This is a genomic window from Prevotella aurantiaca (assembly GCF_015262605.1).
GTDB classification, from domain to species: domain Bacteria; phylum Bacteroidota; class Bacteroidia; order Bacteroidales; family Bacteroidaceae; genus Prevotella; species Prevotella aurantiaca.
The window spans coordinates 25488-44315 of sequence record NZ_JABZSJ010000007.1 but is presented as its reverse complement, the minus strand read 5'-3'; the positions used below and the strand labels follow the sequence as shown (position 1 = coordinate 44315).

The 18828-nt window shown below is 37.8% G+C and carries 13 protein-coding genes, 1 tRNA gene, 1 pseudogene and 1 riboswitch; of the genes and pseudogenes, 11 read left to right on the top strand and 4 right to left on the bottom strand.

What is annotated here, in order from left to right:
* Positions 1–280 precede the first annotated feature (280 nt).
* From HXN26_RS02675 to mobV, 6 genes are all read left to right on the top strand, one after another.
* A complete protein-coding gene (locus HXN26_RS02675; RefSeq protein ID WP_004342655.1) occupies positions 281–1618 on the top strand; it encodes a site-specific integrase in 1338 nt (445 codons plus the stop codon).
* Between the two features lie 6 nt (positions 1619–1624).
* Positions 1625–2548, top strand: coding sequence for a DUF6043 family protein (locus HXN26_RS02670; protein ID WP_004342656.1), 924 nt, complete (start codon positions 1625–1627; stop codon positions 2546–2548).
* 174 nt (positions 2549–2722) lie between these two features.
* Positions 2723–3037 carry a helix-turn-helix transcriptional regulator gene (locus tag HXN26_RS02665; protein ID WP_004342657.1) on the top strand — a complete coding sequence of 105 codons (315 nt, stop codon included), beginning with the start codon at positions 2723–2725 and terminating at the stop codon, positions 3035–3037.
* Between the two features lie 4 nt (positions 3038–3041).
* On the top strand, positions 3042–4232 hold the full coding sequence (locus tag HXN26_RS02660) for a primase-helicase family protein (protein WP_004342658.1): 1191 nt from the start codon (positions 3042–3044) through the stop codon (positions 4230–4232).
* A gap of 458 nt (positions 4233–4690) precedes the next feature.
* A complete protein-coding gene (locus HXN26_RS02655) occupies positions 4691–5626 on the top strand; it encodes a toprim domain-containing protein (RefSeq protein ID WP_004342659.1) in 936 nt (311 codons plus the stop codon).
* A gap of 182 nt (positions 5627–5808) precedes the next feature.
* Positions 5809–7149, top strand: coding sequence for a MobV family relaxase (gene mobV, locus HXN26_RS02650; protein ID WP_004342660.1), 1341 nt, complete (start codon positions 5809–5811; stop codon positions 7147–7149).
* Positions 7150–7247: 98 nt separating this feature from the next.
* Here the strand turns inward: mobV and ribA are convergent.
* A pseudogene (gene ribA, locus HXN26_RS02645) lies at positions 7248–7877 on the bottom strand (GTP cyclohydrolase II); the annotation flags it as partial.
* A 125-nt stretch (positions 7878–8002) separates the two neighbouring features.
* A riboswitch (FMN riboswitch) is annotated at positions 8003–8123 on the bottom strand.
* Positions 8124–8820: 697 nt separating this feature from the next.
* Positions 8821–8902, bottom strand: a tRNA-Leu gene (locus HXN26_RS02640).
* A gap of 423 nt (positions 8903–9325) precedes the next feature.
* Between HXN26_RS02640 and dapB the strand changes: the two genes are divergently transcribed.
* The 4 genes from dapB to HXN26_RS02620 all read left to right on the top strand — a co-directional run bounded on the left by dapB (position 9326) and on the right by HXN26_RS02620 (position 13118).
* Positions 9326–10081 carry a 4-hydroxy-tetrahydrodipicolinate reductase gene (dapB, locus tag HXN26_RS02635; RefSeq protein WP_273158480.1) on the top strand — a complete coding sequence of 252 codons (756 nt, stop codon included), beginning with the start codon at positions 9326–9328 and terminating at the stop codon, positions 10079–10081.
* A gap of 49 nt (positions 10082–10130) precedes the next feature.
* Positions 10131–11669: a S26 family signal peptidase gene (locus tag HXN26_RS02630; RefSeq protein WP_273158479.1), complete on the top strand. Its 1539-nt coding sequence runs from the start codon at positions 10131–10133 to the stop codon at positions 11667–11669.
* A 109-nt stretch (positions 11670–11778) separates the two neighbouring features.
* Complete coding sequence (locus HXN26_RS02625; protein WP_273158478.1) at positions 11779–12405, top strand: WbqC family protein; 627 nt, start codon at positions 11779–11781, stop codon at positions 12403–12405.
* Positions 12406–12512: 107 nt separating this feature from the next.
* Positions 12513–13118 (top strand): hypothetical protein, encoded by a 606-nt coding sequence (locus tag HXN26_RS02620; RefSeq protein WP_273158477.1) that lies wholly within the window; start codon positions 12513–12515, stop codon positions 13116–13118.
* A gap of 115 nt (positions 13119–13233) precedes the next feature.
* Here HXN26_RS02620 and HXN26_RS02615 read toward each other — a convergent pair whose 3' ends face one another.
* Together HXN26_RS02615 and HXN26_RS02610 are read right to left on the bottom strand one after the other, a co-directional pair.
* On the bottom strand, positions 13234–14169 hold the full coding sequence (locus HXN26_RS02615; RefSeq protein WP_024999835.1) for a YitT family protein: 936 nt from the start codon (positions 14167–14169) through the stop codon (positions 13234–13236).
* Between the two features lie 183 nt (positions 14170–14352).
* On the bottom strand, positions 14353–16239 hold the full coding sequence (locus HXN26_RS02610; RefSeq protein WP_273158476.1) for a heavy metal translocating P-type ATPase: 1887 nt from the start codon (positions 16237–16239) through the stop codon (positions 14353–14355).
* Between the two features lie 337 nt (positions 16240–16576).
* Between HXN26_RS02610 and pnp the strand changes: the two genes are divergently transcribed.
* Positions 16577–18793, top strand: coding sequence for a polyribonucleotide nucleotidyltransferase (gene pnp, locus HXN26_RS02605; RefSeq protein WP_273158475.1), 2217 nt, complete (start codon positions 16577–16579; stop codon positions 18791–18793).
* Positions 18794–18828: the final 35 nt, after the last annotated feature.

The window sequence follows — 18828 nt, the reverse complement described above, 5'->3', positions numbered from 1 at the left end:
CAATGTTCCTACAAAAAAGAAAGGAAGTAACAATATCTTTTGATATTCAATTACTTCCTTTTCTTATATTGTACCCAGACCCGCATTTGAAATATTAAATACGGGAACATCTTATTTAATCCTATTAAATCTCATTATTTAATATAAATAACTAACAATCAATGCAATAAAGTAATAATTAATTTAGTTTGGTTGAAAGTGATAAAAATAAATTTAGGATGATTGGGAACAATTTGGGAACAATTATGTATCTTTGCAGCAGAACTAAAAGCATTGATTTATGAAGGTTACTGCATTCATCCGAAAGACTGCAAAAAAGAATGATACGGATAGTATGGCTACTATCTATTTTCGTTTGCGTGACGGAAAGAAAGACATTAAGGCTGCAAGTGAGCTTGTAATTAATCCCAATCATTGGAGTAGTGAGAAGCAAGGCTACAAAGACCGTGTTGCGCTGATTTCTGAAGAGAATAAATTACATTTGGCGCAGAGTATACAAGATATTGTGTCAGTAATTACAGAGCAATATACAGAAGAAGCAGATAGTGAATGGCTGGCAATGATTATCAACAAGTACCATCATCCTAATCGTTACAAAACGGAAGAAGAGTTGATGCAGGAAAATAAGCCAAAACTCTTGGAACTCTTTGATAAATTTCTGATAGAACATAAACTATCAGCAGTACGAGTAAAGAACTTTAAGGTTATTAGGCGTTCACTGGCACGGTATGAAATGTATGTGAAGACCGTAAAGCGTGGACATCGTGATTTTATTCTTGATGTAGATGATGTAACCTCTAACACTTTAAGGGATATGTGGGATTTCTTTGAAAATGAGCATATCTATTATGAGAAATATCCCAAGCTATATGAAGCGTTTCCAGAGAAGCGTGTTCCATTACCAAGAGGTAAGAACACTTTGATAGATAGATTTTCTCGCATAAGGACGTTCTTTATTTGGTGTTATGATAGAAAGATAACAACAAATCGTCCTTTCGACGAGTTCCCATTAGATGAATGTACCTATGGTACACCTTATTATATTACACTGGATGAACGTGACCAAATATTTGATGCAGACCTATCCGCACATCCACAGCTTACCATTCAGAGGGACATCTTTATCTTTCAGACCTTGATAGGTTGTAGGGTGAGTGACTTATATAGGTTGACGAGAAGAAACATCGTGAATGAAGCTATTGAGTATATTCCCAAAAAGACCAGAGAGGGTAATCCTGTAACGGTAAGAGTTCCTTTGAATAATAAAGCTAAAGCTATATTGGAACGGTACAATGACTATAAGGGAGCAAAGTTGTTCCCATTCATATCCGAGCAGAAATATAATGTAGCTATCAAGCGAATCTTCGAGGAAGCTGGAGTTGATAGGATAGTAACAATTCTGGATCCATTGACTCATGAAGAAGTGAAGCGACCCTTGTACGAGGTTGCAAGTAGCCATTTAGCAAGACGTACATTTATCGGCAATATCTACAAGAAAGTAAAAGACCCTAATTTGGTTTCAGCGTTATCAGGACACAAAGAGGGAAGTAAAGCCTTTAGGCGATACAGAGATATTGATGAAGAAATGAAGAAAGACTTGGTTAAAATCTTAGACTAAATCCGTATGACAGATAAATTTGAAGAGTTTAAATGCCTAATAAAAGAGTGGCTTGATACACATCCTAAAGAGTATGGTTCATTTGTTGAAGAAATGAACCGTAAGGATAGTGCAGGATTTCAGAAAGTGTTCATGTTAGTAGTGAGGTTAGTTCCCAAATACAAAGATGCTGTAAAAAAGAGAATATCTAACGATACTCTGAAAGACTTTTCTTCCTTGGAAGGTATCTTGACTAATTCAAATCTTGCAGAGAACTTGGTGAATGAGTTCCATAACATCGATAAACACTCCATTGTACCAGCTATGCTTGCATGGCTGTATTATGGCAGAAGTTACGAGTGTATGGTAGAACAGGGTGAGAGCCTTATTCATAATAATAAAACTAATAGAGTTCATAGATGGATTTTGTCGTTGTTGGTCAAATACATTATTCATAAAAGTATATCTTCTGGAGAAAGAACCAAGGAAGATTGGGAGGAATTTAGATTGTATAAACATTCCTTATCCACAGATACAATTGTTGAATCAGCATTGGAAGAAGCGAAAACTTCTGATGGTAACAGTAACAATGTTATCAACAAGAAGCGTGGCAGACCAAAGGATGAAAGGAATTTGAAGGAACTTTTAAAGCCAGAAGCAAACGAAGAGTTGCTTTCTAAGATAAGGAATAGAATATTAACCAAGCCAAAAGAGAAAGATATTGTTTATCTCAAAATTGCTTTGGAAGAACGGGGCTTACTTAACGAATGTGATATTGCGCCATTTCATAGAGCATTATCCGACTATTACAACGTTCAATTAGTGGGACTTCGTGGTGTTCAAAATGCCTATAAAGAGCTTTCAGAGACTATTGGAAAAACAGGAATTAGGTTGATGGATAAGGGAGAAGACCGTGCTTCAATAGATGAATTCAAGACCTTTTTATCCTAATAACAGTTCGTTTAATTCGTTTAATATTTAAGCGAATTAAGCGTTTTGCAATTCGTTGAAAATCAATCATTTTTCGATATAAATTTGCAGTCGTCATCTCAACCGAGGTGGCGACTTTTTGTTTGCAAGCCACCGACAACAGGAAGTCAAACAAGCTGGTGGAGTCTAAAAAATATGACCGATATTTTATCTATCATTCAAGGCTCTAACGCACATGTGCGATTAGAGGTGTCTGGTGAGGATTTGTTGGCATTTTCCAACGACCTTATTAACCGTGCAAAAGACGAACTTACAACCATCGTTGAAGAATCACGTAAGGAACGCTTTCTTTCTAAGGAAGAAGTAAAACAATTATGTGGAGTCTGTGATGCTACCTTATGGCATTGGGGCAAGAAGAACTATCTGAAGCCTATAAAGGTAGGGAACAAGGTCAGATACAGAATGTCTGATGTGCAGAAAATCTTAGGTAACGCAACCTCAAAAATCTAATACTATGGAAAAGGAAGAATATATCCGAGTTGGTACCACCTTATATAAATTGGTAGACCAACCCAAATTAGGAGGTGGCTTTGTACGCAAGCGTATCGTATGGAACAACGAAACGCTGCGCCAAGACCATGGCAAGGACTTTATGGCAAGTGTACCTAAGTACAATGGCTTCTGTACCTTGCCAGACCATGTGAACTATCAACCAGTTGTAGCAAACTTCCTCAATCTCTATGAGCCGATAGACCATGAGCCCAAAGAAGGAACATTCTCACACATAGAAGCCCTTGTATCGCATATATTTGGTGAACAGTACGAGTTAGGAATGGATTATTTGCAGCTGCTCTATCTAAAGCCCATTCAGAAATTACCTATTCTTCTGTTGGTATCAGAGGAGCGCAATACTGGTAAAAGTACTTTTCTCAACTTCCTTAAAGCCATTTTTAAGGACAATGTAACCTTTAACACCAATGAAGACTTCCGCAGTCAGTTCAATGCCGACTGGGCAGGAAAGCTCATCATCGTAGTAGATGAAGTGCTGCTTAACCGTAGGGAAGACAGTGAACGACTAAAGAACCTAAGTACCACACATACCTACAAGGTGGAGGCCAAAGGAAAAGACCGCTCTGAAATAGCTTTCTTTTCCAAATTTGTACTCTGCTCCAACAACGAGTATCTCCCTCTTATCATAGACATGGGAGAAACCCGCTATTGGGTGAGAAAAATAGAAAAGCTGCAATCTGATGATACGGATTTTCTCAAGAAGCTCAAAGAAGAAATACCTGCCTTCCTATTTTTTCTCCAGCATCGCACACTAAGTACCCAAGAAGAAAGCCGTATGTGGTTCAATCCTAAACTCACGGAAACACCAGCTTTAAAACGAATTATTAGGAGCAATCGTAACAAGTTGGAGATTGAAATGGCAGAACTTGCCATTGACATCATGAAGCAGATGAATATTAAAGAGTATTCTTTCTGCCTAAACGACATAGTTACGCTACTCAACTATACGCAAGTGAAAGCTGAGAAAAGCCATGTGCGAAAGATAGTACAAGATATTTGGAAATTGCAGCCAGCAAGCAATACACTTTGCTACACCACCTACCAGATAGACTTCAATCGCCCAAACTATTATTCCGATGTAAGGAGAATGGGCAGGTACTACACCGTCACTCTCGAACAACTTTCAGAGAAATAAATACTATTATTTTGATGAAATGATGAAACAAGAATATAAGCTACTGAATATAAGGAGAATAAATGCTCATCAGAAATCCATCAGAAATAAATCATGGATGAAGTGTATAATTGCTGTCCAAAAGAGAAATAGTGTACTATGGTGCCAAGTTTCTCTTTTGGTAAGCAGTAAATCCTGAGAACATAGAGTAGCGATTTCACTACTTCTTGAAGTAGCAAGCACTTTTGTCTGCACAAAAGTACAACTTGCTCCCCAAGAAAAAATATCTTATCTGGTAAATAGTGATAAGATGAAACCGTGAAATAACGAAGTAAAGATATAGTTGCACAAGCATCACTTCCCCTTTAGTTTATTTTTTTGATGAAGAGTTGATGTATAATATAAACACTCATTATCAAGCACTTACAAGTAAACTCATCAAATCATCAATTTTCCAACAACATCTAAGCCGTACAATTATGAACATTGAAACAGCAAAACATATCAAATTGCAGGACTTTCTGCAAAGTATAGGGCATACACCTATCAAAATTAGTGGCGAGAAGTTATATTATAAATCGCCATTTAGAAACGAAACACAGGCATCATTCAAGGTAAACACAAAGCTCAACCTTTGGTATGACTTCGGACTTGGCAAAGGTGGTAGTATCATCGCACTTGCAGAAGAGTTATATCATTCAAGAGATATTTCCTATCTGCTTGCACAAATAGAAAAGTCAGCTCCAGGCATATCCACTATGAACTATCACTCCTACCAACCTACAAGGATTACTACTCCAGAAGAACCTGCTTTTAAGAACATAGAAGTCTGCGAACTATCTCACCCTGCCTTACTTCGTTACCTCGCGGAGCGCAAAGTGGATATTGCGATAGCTCAAAAGGAATGTGTAGAACTACATTTTACCTATAAGGATAAAACCTACTTTGCTATAGGCTTTGCTAACAAGATTGGTGGCTACGAACTGCGCAACTCTTTCTTCAAAGGCTGCATAGCACCTAAATCATTTACAATTGTCAAGGCACAAGAGCAAGCCAACATCTGTTTGATATTTGAGGGTTTTATGGACTACCTTTCTTATATGACCTTGCAAAAGCAAGGCAAGGGTATCTTAACCCTTAATGATGGCAAGCCAGCTGGAGTTTCGGACATTATTATCCTTAACTCTGTCACCAACTTGCAAAAGGTAAAGAGCTTTTTAGCCTCCTACGCACACATCGTTTGTCTTTTCGACAACGATAGGGCTGGTCAAACAGCCTACGTTGAACTCTCTAAAGAGTTAGGTGCAAAGGTAGAAGATGGCTCCGTGGCTTACTCAAAGTATAAGGACATTAACGACCTACTTTGTGACAAGCCTATTACCACTCAACAACAACGAAAGGGAAAAGGGCTATAACTCCTCGCTTACTGCCCTATGGATATTTCACAAGCGAAATACCATAGCTCATTAGGGCATTTTCTTTACGCAGCCGTTACACTCCTCTGCTAAAAATGACCAATGAGCAAAGGGGAAGCCCCTTTTGAAACCCCGAAGAGAATCATCAACCTAAACTTAAAACCAAATAATTCAAGACAACTATGGGATACGCAGTACTACATTTAGAGAAAGCAAAAGGAGCCGACACGGGTATGTCTGCTCATATAGAGCGCACTATTCATCCTAAGAATGCAGATGAAAGTCGCACTCATCTAAACAAAGAACTCATTGAGTTTCCTGATGGAATCCACTCCCGAAGTGAAGCAATAAGCCATCGCATCAATACGGCTGGCATCACTCGCAAGATTGGTAAGAACCAAGTAAGGGCTATCCGTGTGTTACTCACAGGTACATTCGAGGATATGAAACGTATAGAGGATAAAGGGCAACTTGATAGTTGGTGTCAAGACAATATACAATGGTTACAGGAAACATACGGCAAAGATAATGTGGTGTCGGCAGTCCTGCATATGGATGAACACACGCCACACATCCATGCTACGATTGTACCTATTGTTACCTGTGAGCGAAGGAAAGCCAAGAAAGAGGAAGAGAGCGGTAAGCGGAAGTACCGAAAGAAGAAAGCTGGTACAACTCGGTTGTGCGCTGATGATGTGATGGTACGGAATAAATTAAAGAATTATCAAGATAGCTATGCTCAACTGATGAATAAGTATGGCTTAGAACGTGGTATTGACGGATCGGAAGCTAAACACATTTCTACCTCAGAGTATTATAAATCACTCATTGGGGAAACAGAGAACCTGCAAAGCGAACTACAAACACTTGAAACGAACAAGGGACAGTTACAGTCGGAACTCAAAGAGGTAAAACGGGATATTAAGATGGAAAAACTCAAAAGCTCTGCCGTAAATGCAACAACAGCCATTACTGATAGCGTATCTTCTCTTTTCGGAAGTAATAAGGTAAAGCGATTAGAAGAAGAAAATAAGCAGCTTAAAGCAGATAAGACTACTTTGGAAGGGAATATCTCTACGCTCAAAAAGCAAATGACAACTTCAGAAATGGTGTATAAACAGCAGGTGGAGACCCTAAAATACAAGTTAGCTCAATATGCTACTAACAAGCAATCGGAAGATAAAAAGTTGGAAGAACTTATCCCTTACCTTGCTGATATTAAGGCTATCGTGCGTGAATGTTTGCAAATGGGTTTTGCTACGCACTTGATACGAGCCATTGCATGTTTCAAAAAGGTCAGTTTCAGTGGCTCGCTTTATTCTAAGCAGCATAATCGCAAGTTTGATACCGAACAATCTGTTGCTTATATTAAGAATGTAGTTCGTGCAGAGCGCAAGAACAAATGGCAGTTGTTTATTGATGAACTACCGGTGGTAGATTGGTTTAAAATGAAATATGAGCAATGGAAAGAGAAACAAAACCTTATGCAACAACCCACACAGCATTCAGGAATAAGGAGATAGATTGTGTTCCTTCCTCTTTTTGGTTGAAAGTTATATTGTAAATGTTAGTTATACCGTATAAGGAAATATTTCTATATATTGCTTATACGGTATTTTTTCTATAAATGTAATTTATGCCCCATTCTATCTCGCTTTGTCATAAGATATTTTATATCGTAGCTATTTGGAGCAATTTCTAAAGGAATAGTATCAGTAACTATTATTCCACAACGTGACAAGCTTATTGACTTATCTGGATTATTGGTCAATAAGCGGATTTTTGTAACCCCTAATTGTTTTAATATTTCAGCACCTATACTATAATCACGCTCATCTGCGTTATGTCCCAACTTTAAGTTTGCCTCAATTGTATCAAAACCTTCTTCTTGAAGTTTGTATGCTCTCATTTTTTCCATTAATCCAATACCTCTTCCTTCTTGATTGAGGTAAAGAATTAGACCTCTTCCCTCTTTTTCAATGAGTTCCATTGCTTTATGCAATTGCTCTCCGCAATCACAGCGCATCGATGAAAAAATATCTCCCGTAGCGCAGCTTGAGTGCATTCTAACGAGGAGCGGGCTATCATCTGTCAAATTGCCCTTAAAAAGTACAACGTGCTCTTTCTTTGTCCCAATCTGCAAGAAAGGAATTAATTTAAATTTACCATAGGAAGTAGGCATTTGGACTTCAACCCCTCGTTTTATAGAGGAAGTTCTTTTAATCTTGTCCCTTATGAAGTTAAGGGCTAATTTTAACTTTGTAAGATTCTTGAAATTTACTTTCGCCATAATCATAACTTTAATTAATAGTGTCAATTATGTATGTTCGGGAAAATAAATAGCCAAAGAAATGCCTAACGGAAAGTTAAGCATCACAGTTTCTTCTACCATCCAGACTATAACTGTCGGTATTGGAATTACACCAATTCAGTCCTATAAAAAGGAGTTGCGGACTATACCGCCGATAGGGAATTTCACCCTGCCCCGAAGAATACGGCACAAAAGTACAAAATTAATTCTTATTAGAGGATTGTTTGCACCTTTTTCATTTAATGTGTGTTGAAGTTGAGCTATACAAGTGATAGTGCATTTTGTTCTAAACAGTGTTTTGACATATTACCATTTTCGTGTCTTTATCTTAATCAGTTTTAAGAGATGATTTTATATCATTTATAATGGATTCTCCACGTTCAATAGCTAATAAATCATTATACATAGCAATATTCTGTATTTCCTTGATAGAGTAATCAAGAAACGATTGTGGAAGGTATTTCTGTAGTACACCCTTAATTTCCGTAAGTGCTTCATTAAAGGCATTTTGTCTTTCTTTGATCCAGTCCGCTTGCTCTTTTACCTTACCCTCAACTTCATGAAGATAATCCTCTATTTTCAGCTTTGTTTCATCATTTAATTGGCTATTTATATCAACAATTCCGTTCTGTATTACATATATGCCAATCTTATTAAGATTTGTAGCAATATTAACATAGTTGTTGACTTCTTTGTCTAAATCTAATTTTCTTTTCTGTAATTCTTGACAGAGACTCTTGAATTTTTCTACTTTTCCATTTTATAGGTTTATATTAGGTTATTATTTAATCCCATAATATTCTGATTGGGAACATTTTGGGAACATTTATAAAATAAGAAAAAGCTAAGTGTTTAATAATAAACTACTTAGCTTTTTACCTCGTACCCAGACCCGGGATCGAACCGGGATGGATTGCTCCACTGGTGTTTGAGACCAGCGCGTCTACCGATTCCGCCATCTGGGCATTAATATGCTTTCGGTAAAGCGATGCAAAGGTATATAGAAAATATGATAATAGCAAATTTTAGGAGAAATATTTTAAGCATGTACGAAAATAGAGACTCGCGGTGAGTTGAAGAAAAACTGCTTAAATGTAGAAAAAAGATGTTTGGGAGTAGGGGAGAAATCCGTATGGCGTAGAAAGAAGATTAACAATTTTTGGTATGTAGGTCAAGTTGTAATTGCTGTTCATAGTAGGTAGCCCCTAAGCATCTTTATGCTTGAGAATAAGAAGTAGGTGGAAATGATTGCTGAATTGCCGTGAAAGCATTAAAAATAATGAATATTTTTTGTGTTATCTACTAATTCTGCTAACTTTGCAGTAGTTTAAAGGTATTTTTATAACGTTTCTACAATAAAGTAGAACGATACAAATTAAAATCGAAGGATGAAGATAGCATTAATAGGTTACGGCAAGATGGGGCGTATGATAGAACAGGTTGCTCTTGAACGTGGCCATGAAATAGTTTGCAAAATAGATGCAGATAACCAAGAAGAATTTGATTCTCCAGCATTTGCGACTGCCGATGTTGCTATAGAATTTACAACTCCAACGGCAGCTTATGGCAACTATCTAAAAGCTTTTGCACATAATGTAAAGGTTGTTAGTGGTTCTACGGGTTGGCAACACGAACATAAAGCAGATGTAGAACGTCTTTGTACAGAAGGCGGGCAAACCTTATTTTGGGCAAGCAACTTTTCTATCGGAGTAGCTATCTTCTCGGCAGTAAATCGCTATTTAGCTAAGATTATGAATCAATATCCACAATATGATGTGGAGATGGAAGAAACGCACCATATTCATAAACTTGATGCACCTTCAGGAACTGCAATTACATTGGCAGAAGATATATTGGAAAATATCGACCGCAAGACAAAATGGGCTAAAGGAAAACAAATTGCAGCTGATGGCACTGTTACTGATGCCGAACCAATGGCTAACGACGTTCTTCCTATTGCTTCCCTTCGTAGAGACGAAGTTCCTGGAATTCATAGCATCTGTTACGAATCTGAAGCTGATGGCATTATTATAACGCATGATGCACACAACCGAAAAGGCTTTGCTTTGGGTGCAGTTTTGGCTGCCGAATATACAAAGGAACATAGCGGATTGTTATCTACAAACGATTTATTTAAATTTTAAAAAATAGCACCCACAATGTGGGATTGACATAAGTATAATTTTATATTCTATGATTGACAAAGAAAAAGCAAAACTCAACCCCAAAAAACAGTGGGCAAAGTTTATAATTGTAGCAGTGCTCTACCTTGCTTTCCTTTTTTGGGTGAAAAGCTGGTTAGGACTTATAGTGTTGCCTTTTATTTTCGATGTGTATATTACGAAGAAGATAAAGTGGCAATGGTGGAAAAACTCAGACGGTCCTGTAAGATTTATTATGGGTTGGGTAGATGCTATTGTGTTTGCTCTTGTAGCAGTTTACTTTATCAATTTATTCTTCTTCCAGAACTATGTAATTCCTTCCTCTTCTCTTGAGAAGTCGTTGCTAACAGGCGATTATCTTTTTGTGTCGAAGTTGAGTTATGGTCCTCGTATTCCACAAACTCCGCTTACAATGCCGCTTACACAGCATACAATGCCGTTCTTTAATATGAAGAGCTATATAGAATTTCCACATTGGGAATATCGTCGTGTGGCAGGATTGGGAAAAGTTAAGCTGAATGATATTGTAGTATTCAATTATCCAGCAGGTGATACTATAATGAGCGAGCCTCAGTATCAAGCTGATGACTATTATCGTATGGTTTACGAAACAGGTACAAGTTTGTTAATGCAGCAAAATCCAAAACTTGCAGCTACTCAGAAAGATGCATTGCAGCAACGAGCTTTTTACGATAAAGCTTATACGCTTGGTAGAAACTATCTTTTGAAGAATGCATCCATATATGGTGATATAGAGTCGCGTCCAACTGATCGTCGTGAAAACTATGTAAAACGTTGCGTTGGTCTGCCAGGACAAACCCTACAGATAAAGAATAAAATTGTATATTTGGACGGAAAGCCAAACAAAGAACCTGAAAATGTACAATATGCCTACTTGGTTAAGTTTAATAATGTAACTGCTGCCGACTTAATGGGCGAGCAATACGATGACTTACGCAAGGAATTAGGAATTAGTAACGAGGATATTCAAAGCTTGAGCCGTCTTCATGGTTACGATGTTGAGCAAGGATTAGTATTAAATCAGGCAGCATTGCAATACGATGGCTATATGCCACTTACCAAACATGCTGCAAATGCTTTAAAACAACGTGGTATTGTGAAATCAATGCGTTATGTAACAGACAAAGATATCTACTCTGGTTCTAATTATCCACGCAATTCCGACTTGGGTTGGAAAACATGGACACGCGATAATTTGGGTCCTATTTGGATTCCTGCAAAGGGAAAGAGCATTAAGCTTACATTGGAGAACCTGCCAGTTTATGAACGTTGCATAAAAGTTTACGAAGGCAACACTCTCGAAGTAAAGAACGGAAAGATTTACATCAACGGAAAACCAGCAACATCGTACACATTTAAAATGGACTATTACTGGATGCAAGGAGACAATCGCCATAACTCTGCTGATAGTCGTTATTGGGGCTTTGTTCCAGAAGACCATATTGTAGGTAAACCATTGTTTATTTGGTGGTCAAGCGATCCCGATCGTCGCGGATTAGGAGGCATACGTTGGAGTAGACTCTTTACATGGGTTGATAATATAAAGTAACAACATAATTGAAAACAAGATAGCATTGTCTATAAATCTGATTCCATCAGACCATTGAGGCAATGCTATCTTCTTTTTTACCTCTCTACGATTTTATAATGACTTGATTATGCCAGCATTACTTTCTTCTGCTTACTTTGCACCAATTCAATGGTTTCAGAAACTAAACCGATATGATGTGTGTTGGATAGAGCAACACGATAATTTTGTGAAGCAAACCTATCGTAATCGTTGTGTAATTGCTACGGCAAACGGTGTGCAAACCTTATCAATTCCTGTTGAAAAGTTTGATGATGTGAAGTGCGAAATGCACGATGTTTGCATCAGTGATCATGATAATTGGCGTCATCAGCATTGGAATGCTTTGCAGTCTGCTTATGGAGAAAGTCCGTTTTTTGAGTATTACCAAGACGATATTCGCCCTTTCTATGAAAAGAAGTGGAAGTTTCTTTTCGATTTTAATATGGGAATTACCCATAAAATGTGTGAATTGCTTGATATACAGCCTGATATTCGTTCAACGGATGAATTTATACCAATGGGTAAAACAGATGAAGCTGCTCTGCCTTATGCTGATTTTAGAGAAGTAATACGACCGAAGCGTCCGCTTGTTGATATTGAATTCGTGCCTAAACCTTACTACCAAGTGTATGAACATAAAATTGGTTTCCAAGCCAATCTAAGTATTCTTGACTTACTTTTCAATATGGGAAACGAAGCTATATTCTATTTATAGTTTGATGATAGTTTACTTTTGTTTGTGATTTTTACAAGTAATTGCAAGATAGAATGCTTACAGTTTGAGATATAAATTCTACTTTTGCAAAAGTAAATAGACCACCTATGCAACATAAAACTTTTCTACTGGTTGTACTTCTCATGTGTGTTGTTGGCGTTCATGCCCAACAAGTGCAAGTTTGCGATGGCGTAACCAGTCTGCCTATACGTGATGTTGCTATTTCGGTAGATGGAAAACACTTTGGTAAAACAGATTATCGAGGTCTTATAAGTCTACCTGACATTTATACGTCTGCAACTTTTTCTAAGTCTAAGTATCACACCGAAACTTTACTGCGAGAAGAAGTGCAGAGGGATACTGTTTTCCTTTTTCCTGAAAAGCAGTCTCTTGGAGAAGTTATTGTGTGGGGAAAGCATACTGTAAATGGAAGAGAATTGCTAAAACAAATGCCTAAGCGCGATATTCTTGAAAAGGCTCCAAAACGTGCTTTAGGAGAATTTGATGTAGGCTTAATGTTAGACAAACGTCTTAGACGCGATAAAGAACACGTTAAAAAACAACGCGAGATATTTAAAAAGTTTGATGGAATCAATACGGAAGACCCCATAATGCGTGCATATAACAATACTATTGCTGAACAAAAGCGCAAGAAGATAGAAGAGGAAATAGAGGAAAAACATAAAGAATTGGATAGTAAAGTAGAGAATTGACGCTTTGAGAAAAACGATATCTTTTTAATTTGGCATTGAATTAGATAAAAAGGAAGAGATGCATTTAATAAAGAAATAAGGTGTGCCAAGTTTTATTTTGACACACCTTATTTCTTTATTCTGTTTTTAAAGCAGTTGCTTCGTTTGATTTTTTATTATTGTTTTTGCTTTTTATTTTGAATTTATCAAATCCTTGTCCAAATACTCCCATTACCTGACTTTGAGTTACAAAAGCTTGTGGGTCTATATCGTTAATAAGATGGTAGAGCACTCTGGCTTCGCGTTGGCGTGTAACAACTAATACAACTTTTGTTGTTTGTCCGCTGTAATATCCATGAGCGTCAATAATGGTACAACCACGATGAGGCGGAGTTTCCGTAACTTGCTTACAAATTTCATTATATCTCTCTGAGATAATCAGGAATTGAACAGAACGTCTTCCTGAGTTTACAACCTGGTCTAACACGAAAGATACAATAACTAAAGAAAGATAACCATAGATGACACGTTCCCAATCTTTTAGTACTACATAACTTAATGTAACGATAGACGTATCAACTAAGACGAGAACACGACCAAGAGAAATATCTCGATACTTATTAACAATGGCTGCAACAATATCAGAACCACCCGAACTACCATTATAAGATAGGCAGAATCCTAAACCTGTTCCGCAAAATAAAGAACCGATGAGAGCTGCCATAAATGGTTCTCCTTTCATGATTGTAGGGTCGGGAACATATTCTCGTAATAATCCTACCGAGATGGTCATTACAATTACACCATAAATAGTCTTGACACAGAATCGCCAACCAAGCGTTTTTAAGGCAACAACCAATAGGAGTGCATTTAAAGAAAAGTAGGTATATGAGACTTTAATATTGAATGCCCAAAACACAATAGATGATAAACCTGCTACACCACCCGTACTAATGTCGTTTGGAAGTAAGAAGATGGTCCAACCAATGCTATACGAGATACACCCGATAGCAATCATAATGTAATCTAAAGTTTCCCGATAAAGTACGTTTTTTGAAATTGTTATACCCATTTAATAAGTCTATTTATTTTTTGCAAAAGTAGTTATTTATATTGAATAAAGCGATTTAAAAGCACAAAAAATGCCCTCATAAAGCATAAATTGCAATATGAAGGCATTCGCTTTCGATTTTGATTTTAGATATTATATTTTTTGTATTGGCATATTCTTTTTTAAGACGTTAAAAGAATATACTTATTTTACTTTTAAAGCTCGGGTAGCATTTAGAACAGCAACCACCATAACACCCACATCAGCAAAAACAGCCATTCCCATTGTTGCTATACCAAAAGTAGAAAGTGCAAGTACGGCAACCTTAATTCCAATAGCAAATATTGCATTTTGGCGTGCAATGCCTATCGTTCGGCGAGAAATACCGATGGCTTTGGTGATTTTTGAAGGTTTGTCGTCCATTAAAACTACATCTGCAGCTTCTATGGCTGCATCACTTCCAAGTGCTCCCATGGCTATACCAATATCTGCTCGAGCTAATACTGGAGCATCGTTTATTCCATCGCCAACAAAAGCAAGAGTTTTGTTTGCAGATTTTTCGTTAAGCAGGCGTTCTACATGTTCAACTTTATCGGCAGGCATTAGTTCACTATAATGCTCATCTATACCTAATTGCTCAGCAACAAAGTTTGCAACCTCTTTGTGGTCGCCTGTTAACATTACAGTTTTTTCTATTCCTACTTCCTTTAATGTTGTAATAGCGTGTGCGGAATCAGTTTTTATTTGGTCGGATATAATGATGTGTCCAGCATATACTCCGTCTATCGCAACATATATTATGGTACCTTTGAAGTGATTACATTTGTTGCAATTTGCTATTTCTGCTCCAATTGATTTCATCATTTTTTCATTTCCTACACATACATTTTTGCCGTTGATTTCGGCAGAAATACCTTGTCCGGCAATTTCTTTTATGTTTTCAACTTTACAATCGCAAGAGCTGTCTTTGTAGGCATTACATAATGTAGTGGCAATAGGGTGATTAGAATATTGCTCTACATGGGCTGCAAGATGCAAGAGCTGCTGTTCCGAAATATTATTTGGATGAATGGATTCAACCTCAAAAACTCCACGAGTAAGCGTACCAGTTTTGTCAAATACAATTGTCTTGGTGCGTGCTAAAGCTTCCATATAATTGCCACCTTTTATAAGAATACCAACGTGTCCAGCCCCACCAATACCACAGAAGAACGATAAAGGGATGGAAATTACTAAAGCGCATGGACAACTTACAATAAGAAATGTAAGTGCACGATAAAGCCAAGTAAATAAAGCATCGGTATAGCTTGTAGCAAAAAATGGCGGAATAAACGCTAAAAAGAGTGCAGAAATAACTACTATAGGTGTGTAAATACGTGCAAAGCGACGAATGAAAGATTCGCTTTTTGATTTGCTTTCGCTTGCTTCTTCTACTAAATTCAAAATTCTGGATGCAGTAGAATTGCTGAAAGTTTTATTCACCTTTACCTTCAATACTCCCGAAATATTTACACAACCAGATATGACAGAATCTCCAAATGCTACATCTTTGGGAACACTTTCTCCTGTTAGTGCTATTGTATTTAAACTTGAACTACCTTCAATCACTTCTCCGTCAAGTGGAATTTTTTCGCCTGGTTTGATAATAACTACTTCTCCGACTGCAATAGTAGAAGGATTTACCACGATGGATTCGCCATTTCTTAAAACGTTAGCTGTGTCTGGACGTATGTCCATTAGGTTTGAAATGGAGTCACGAGTCTTGTCTTCTGCATAATGTTCAAATAATTCACCAATTTGGAAGAATAACATAACGAAGACGCCTTCTAAGAATTGAGGCTCTCCATTGGGTAGAAAGCCCACAACGAAAGCTCCTATTGTGGCAACAGCCATTAGAAAATTCTCATCAAAAGGGTCGCCCTCCATAATTCCTTCTACAGCTTCGTGTAATACGTCGTAGCTGATAAGTAAATATGGAATAAGATAAATGATGAGTATTTGCCATATCTGTAGATTACAGTTATGCTCTGTTAGCCATGCTACTAATAACAGCACAGAGGTTAGACTAATTCTTATAAATTTCTTTTTCATTGTTTTTTAGATTTGTTACTGATTTCGATGCAAAGATAAATAAAAAGGAATGCAACCAAGTTGCAAAGTTGCTGTTGCTTTTGAATGAAAAAGCTTCATAAAAAAGGATAAACGCCAATAAGTTACCTTGAAAAGCCTGAAAAACAGGTGAAAGCAGAAAATAAATGGACTTTTATTCGTCTGTTCAGCAATTAATACTTAAATTTGTGCGATTTTAAAAAAGTTATGCGGATGTGTAAAATATTTTAGAAAAAAGCAATTGTTATTCTTTTGTCTTTTTATAGTCTTTACACCTCCTTATGATGTTTGGTCAAAACAATAAGTATTTAAATTTTAGATGAACGTAATTACGAAAACTTTTCAATTGGCTGATGGAAGAAACATCACAATTGAAACTGGAAAGGTTGCAAAGCAAGCAGATGGTGCTGCAGTAATTAGAATGGGAAATACTGTGCTCCTCGCAACAGTTTGTGCAGCCAAAGAGGCAGTTCCAGGTACAGACTTTATGCCTTTGCAAGTAGATTATCGCGAGCAGTATGCTGCCGCAGGCCGTTTTCCTGGTGGTTTCACAAAGCGCGAAGGCAAAGCCAATGATGACGAAATTCTCACATCACGTCTTGTAGATCGTGTGCTTCGTCCTCTTTTCCCTTCAGATTATCACACAGAAGTGTTCGTTAGTGTAATGCTTCTTTCGGCTGATGGCGTTGATATGCCCGATGCTTTGGCAGGTTTTGCAGCTTCGGTAGCTATGCAATGCTCGAATATTCCTATCGAACACCCAATCTCTGAGGTACGCGTAGCACGTGTAAACGGAGAATATATAATAAATCCAACCTTCGAACAAATGAAGGAAGCCGACATGGATGTTATGGTCGGTGCCACCAAAGACAATATTATGATGGTGGAAGGTGAAATGGATGAGGTTTCAGAACAAGACCTTATCAATGCTCTTAAGGCTGCACATGACGCTATTAAGCCAATGTGTGAAATACAAGAAGAACTTGCTAAGGAACTTGGAACAGACGTTAAGCGCGAATATTGCGATGAAGTAAACGACGAAGAGCTCCGCGAACAAGTAAAGAAAGAAACTTATGATGCTTGCTATGCGCAGGCACAGAGCGGTGATGACGATAAGAAACACCGTGAAGAAGTTTATTCTAAGATTAAAGCAGATTTTGTAGAGCGCTACGATGCAGCACATACCGATCTTTCGGAAGACGACCTCGAGGAAAAACACGCACAAATTGAACGTTATTTCGCTGATGTACAGCGCGACTCAATGCGCCGCAGTGTTCTTGATACTGGTAAGCGCATGGACGGACGTGCATGCGACGAGATTCGTCCAATTTGGTGCGAAGTAGATCCATTACCTATGCCACATGGAAGTGCTTATTTCCAACGCGGTGAAACATTGGCTCTCGCAACTTGTACATTAGGTACAAAGTTGGATGAGAAGATGGTGGACAACGTACTTGATAAGAGCTATCAACGTTTCTTGCTTCACTACAATTTCCCTCCTTTCTGTACTGGTGAGGCAAAGGCACAACGTGGTGTTGGTCGTCGCGAAATTGGTCATGGACACTTGGCATGGCGTGGATTGAAGGGTATGATTCCTGAAGACTTCCCTTACACAGTGCGTCTTGTAAGTCAAGTTTTGGAATCTAATGGTTCTTCTTCTATGGCAACTGTATGTTCTGGAACATTAGCTTTAATGGATGCTGGTGTGCCTATTAAAAAACCTGTATCTGGTATTGCAATGGGTTTGATTAAGAATCCAGGTGAAGAAAAGTATGCTGTGCTTAGTGATATCCTTGGTGATGAGGACCACTTGGGAGATATGGACTTCAAGACAACAGGTACGCGCGATGGTATTACTGCAACACAAATGGATATTAAGTGCGATGGTCTTTCGTATGAAATTCTCGAAAAAGCACTTATGCAAGCAAAACAAGCTCGCGAACATATTCTTGGTAAGATAATAGAAACAATTGCTGAACCACGCGAAGAGATGAAACCACAGGTTCCACGTATCGAAGCTCTTGAGATTCCTAAGGAGTTTATTGGTGCTATTATTGGTCCTGGTGGTAAGATTATCCAGCAAATGCAGGAAGAAAGTGGTGCTACAATTACCATAGATGAAGTTGATGGTGTTGGCAAAATCCAGGTTTCTGCACCTAACAAAACTGCTATTGATGCAGCTTTGGGCAAAATTAAGGCAATTGTTGCTGTACCAGAAATTGGCGAAGTATACGAAGGAATAGTACGTTCTATTATGCCTTATGGTTGCTTCGTTGAGATTATGCCAGGTAAAGATGGTTTGCTCCATATATCAGAGATTGATTGGAAACGTCTTGAAACTGTTGAAGAAGCAGGAATTAAGGAAGGCGATAAGATTCAGGTTAAGCTTCTTGACATTGATCCAAAGACTGGTAAGTACAAGCTTTCACGCCGTTGCTTACTTGAAAAGCCTGAAGGATATGTCGAACCACAACGTCGTCCACGTGGCGATAGAGGCGAACGTCGTCCACGTCGTGAAGATAATCATCGTTCATAAATTAGTAGGGAAAGATAACCATAATATGGTTTCGT

Coding starts and splice junctions, on each gene's coding strand:
- HXN26_RS02660 (WP_004342658.1), top strand. CDS start 3,042: ATGGAAAAGGAAGAATATATCCGAGTTGGTACCACCTTATATAAATTG.
- HXN26_RS02675 (WP_004342655.1), top strand. CDS start 281: ATGAAGGTTACTGCATTCATCCGAAAGACTGCAAAAAAGAATGATACG.
- HXN26_RS02620 (WP_273158477.1), top strand. CDS start 12,513: ATGCAACATAAAACTTTTCTACTGGTTGTACTTCTCATGTGTGTTGTT.
- HXN26_RS02625 (WP_273158478.1), top strand. CDS start 11,779: ATGCCAGCATTACTTTCTTCTGCTTACTTTGCACCAATTCAATGGTTT.
- HXN26_RS02670 (WP_004342656.1), top strand. CDS start 1,625: ATGACAGATAAATTTGAAGAGTTTAAATGCCTAATAAAAGAGTGGCTT.
- mobV (WP_004342660.1), top strand. CDS start 5,809: ATGGGATACGCAGTACTACATTTAGAGAAAGCAAAAGGAGCCGACACG.
- HXN26_RS02610 (WP_273158476.1), bottom strand. CDS start 16,239: ATGAAAAAGAAATTTATAAGAATTAGTCTAACCTCTGTGCTGTTATTA.
- HXN26_RS02615 (WP_024999835.1), bottom strand. CDS start 14,169: ATGGGTATAACAATTTCAAAAAACGTACTTTATCGGGAAACTTTAGAT.
- HXN26_RS02665 (WP_004342657.1), top strand. CDS start 2,723: ATGACCGATATTTTATCTATCATTCAAGGCTCTAACGCACATGTGCGA.
- dapB (WP_273158480.1), top strand. CDS start 9,326: ATGAAGATAGCATTAATAGGTTACGGCAAGATGGGGCGTATGATAGAA.
- HXN26_RS02655 (WP_004342659.1), top strand. CDS start 4,691: ATGAACATTGAAACAGCAAAACATATCAAATTGCAGGACTTTCTGCAA.
- pnp (WP_273158475.1), top strand. CDS start 16,577: ATGAACGTAATTACGAAAACTTTTCAATTGGCTGATGGAAGAAACATC.
- HXN26_RS02630 (WP_273158479.1), top strand. CDS start 10,131: ATGATTGACAAAGAAAAAGCAAAACTCAACCCCAAAAAACAGTGGGCA.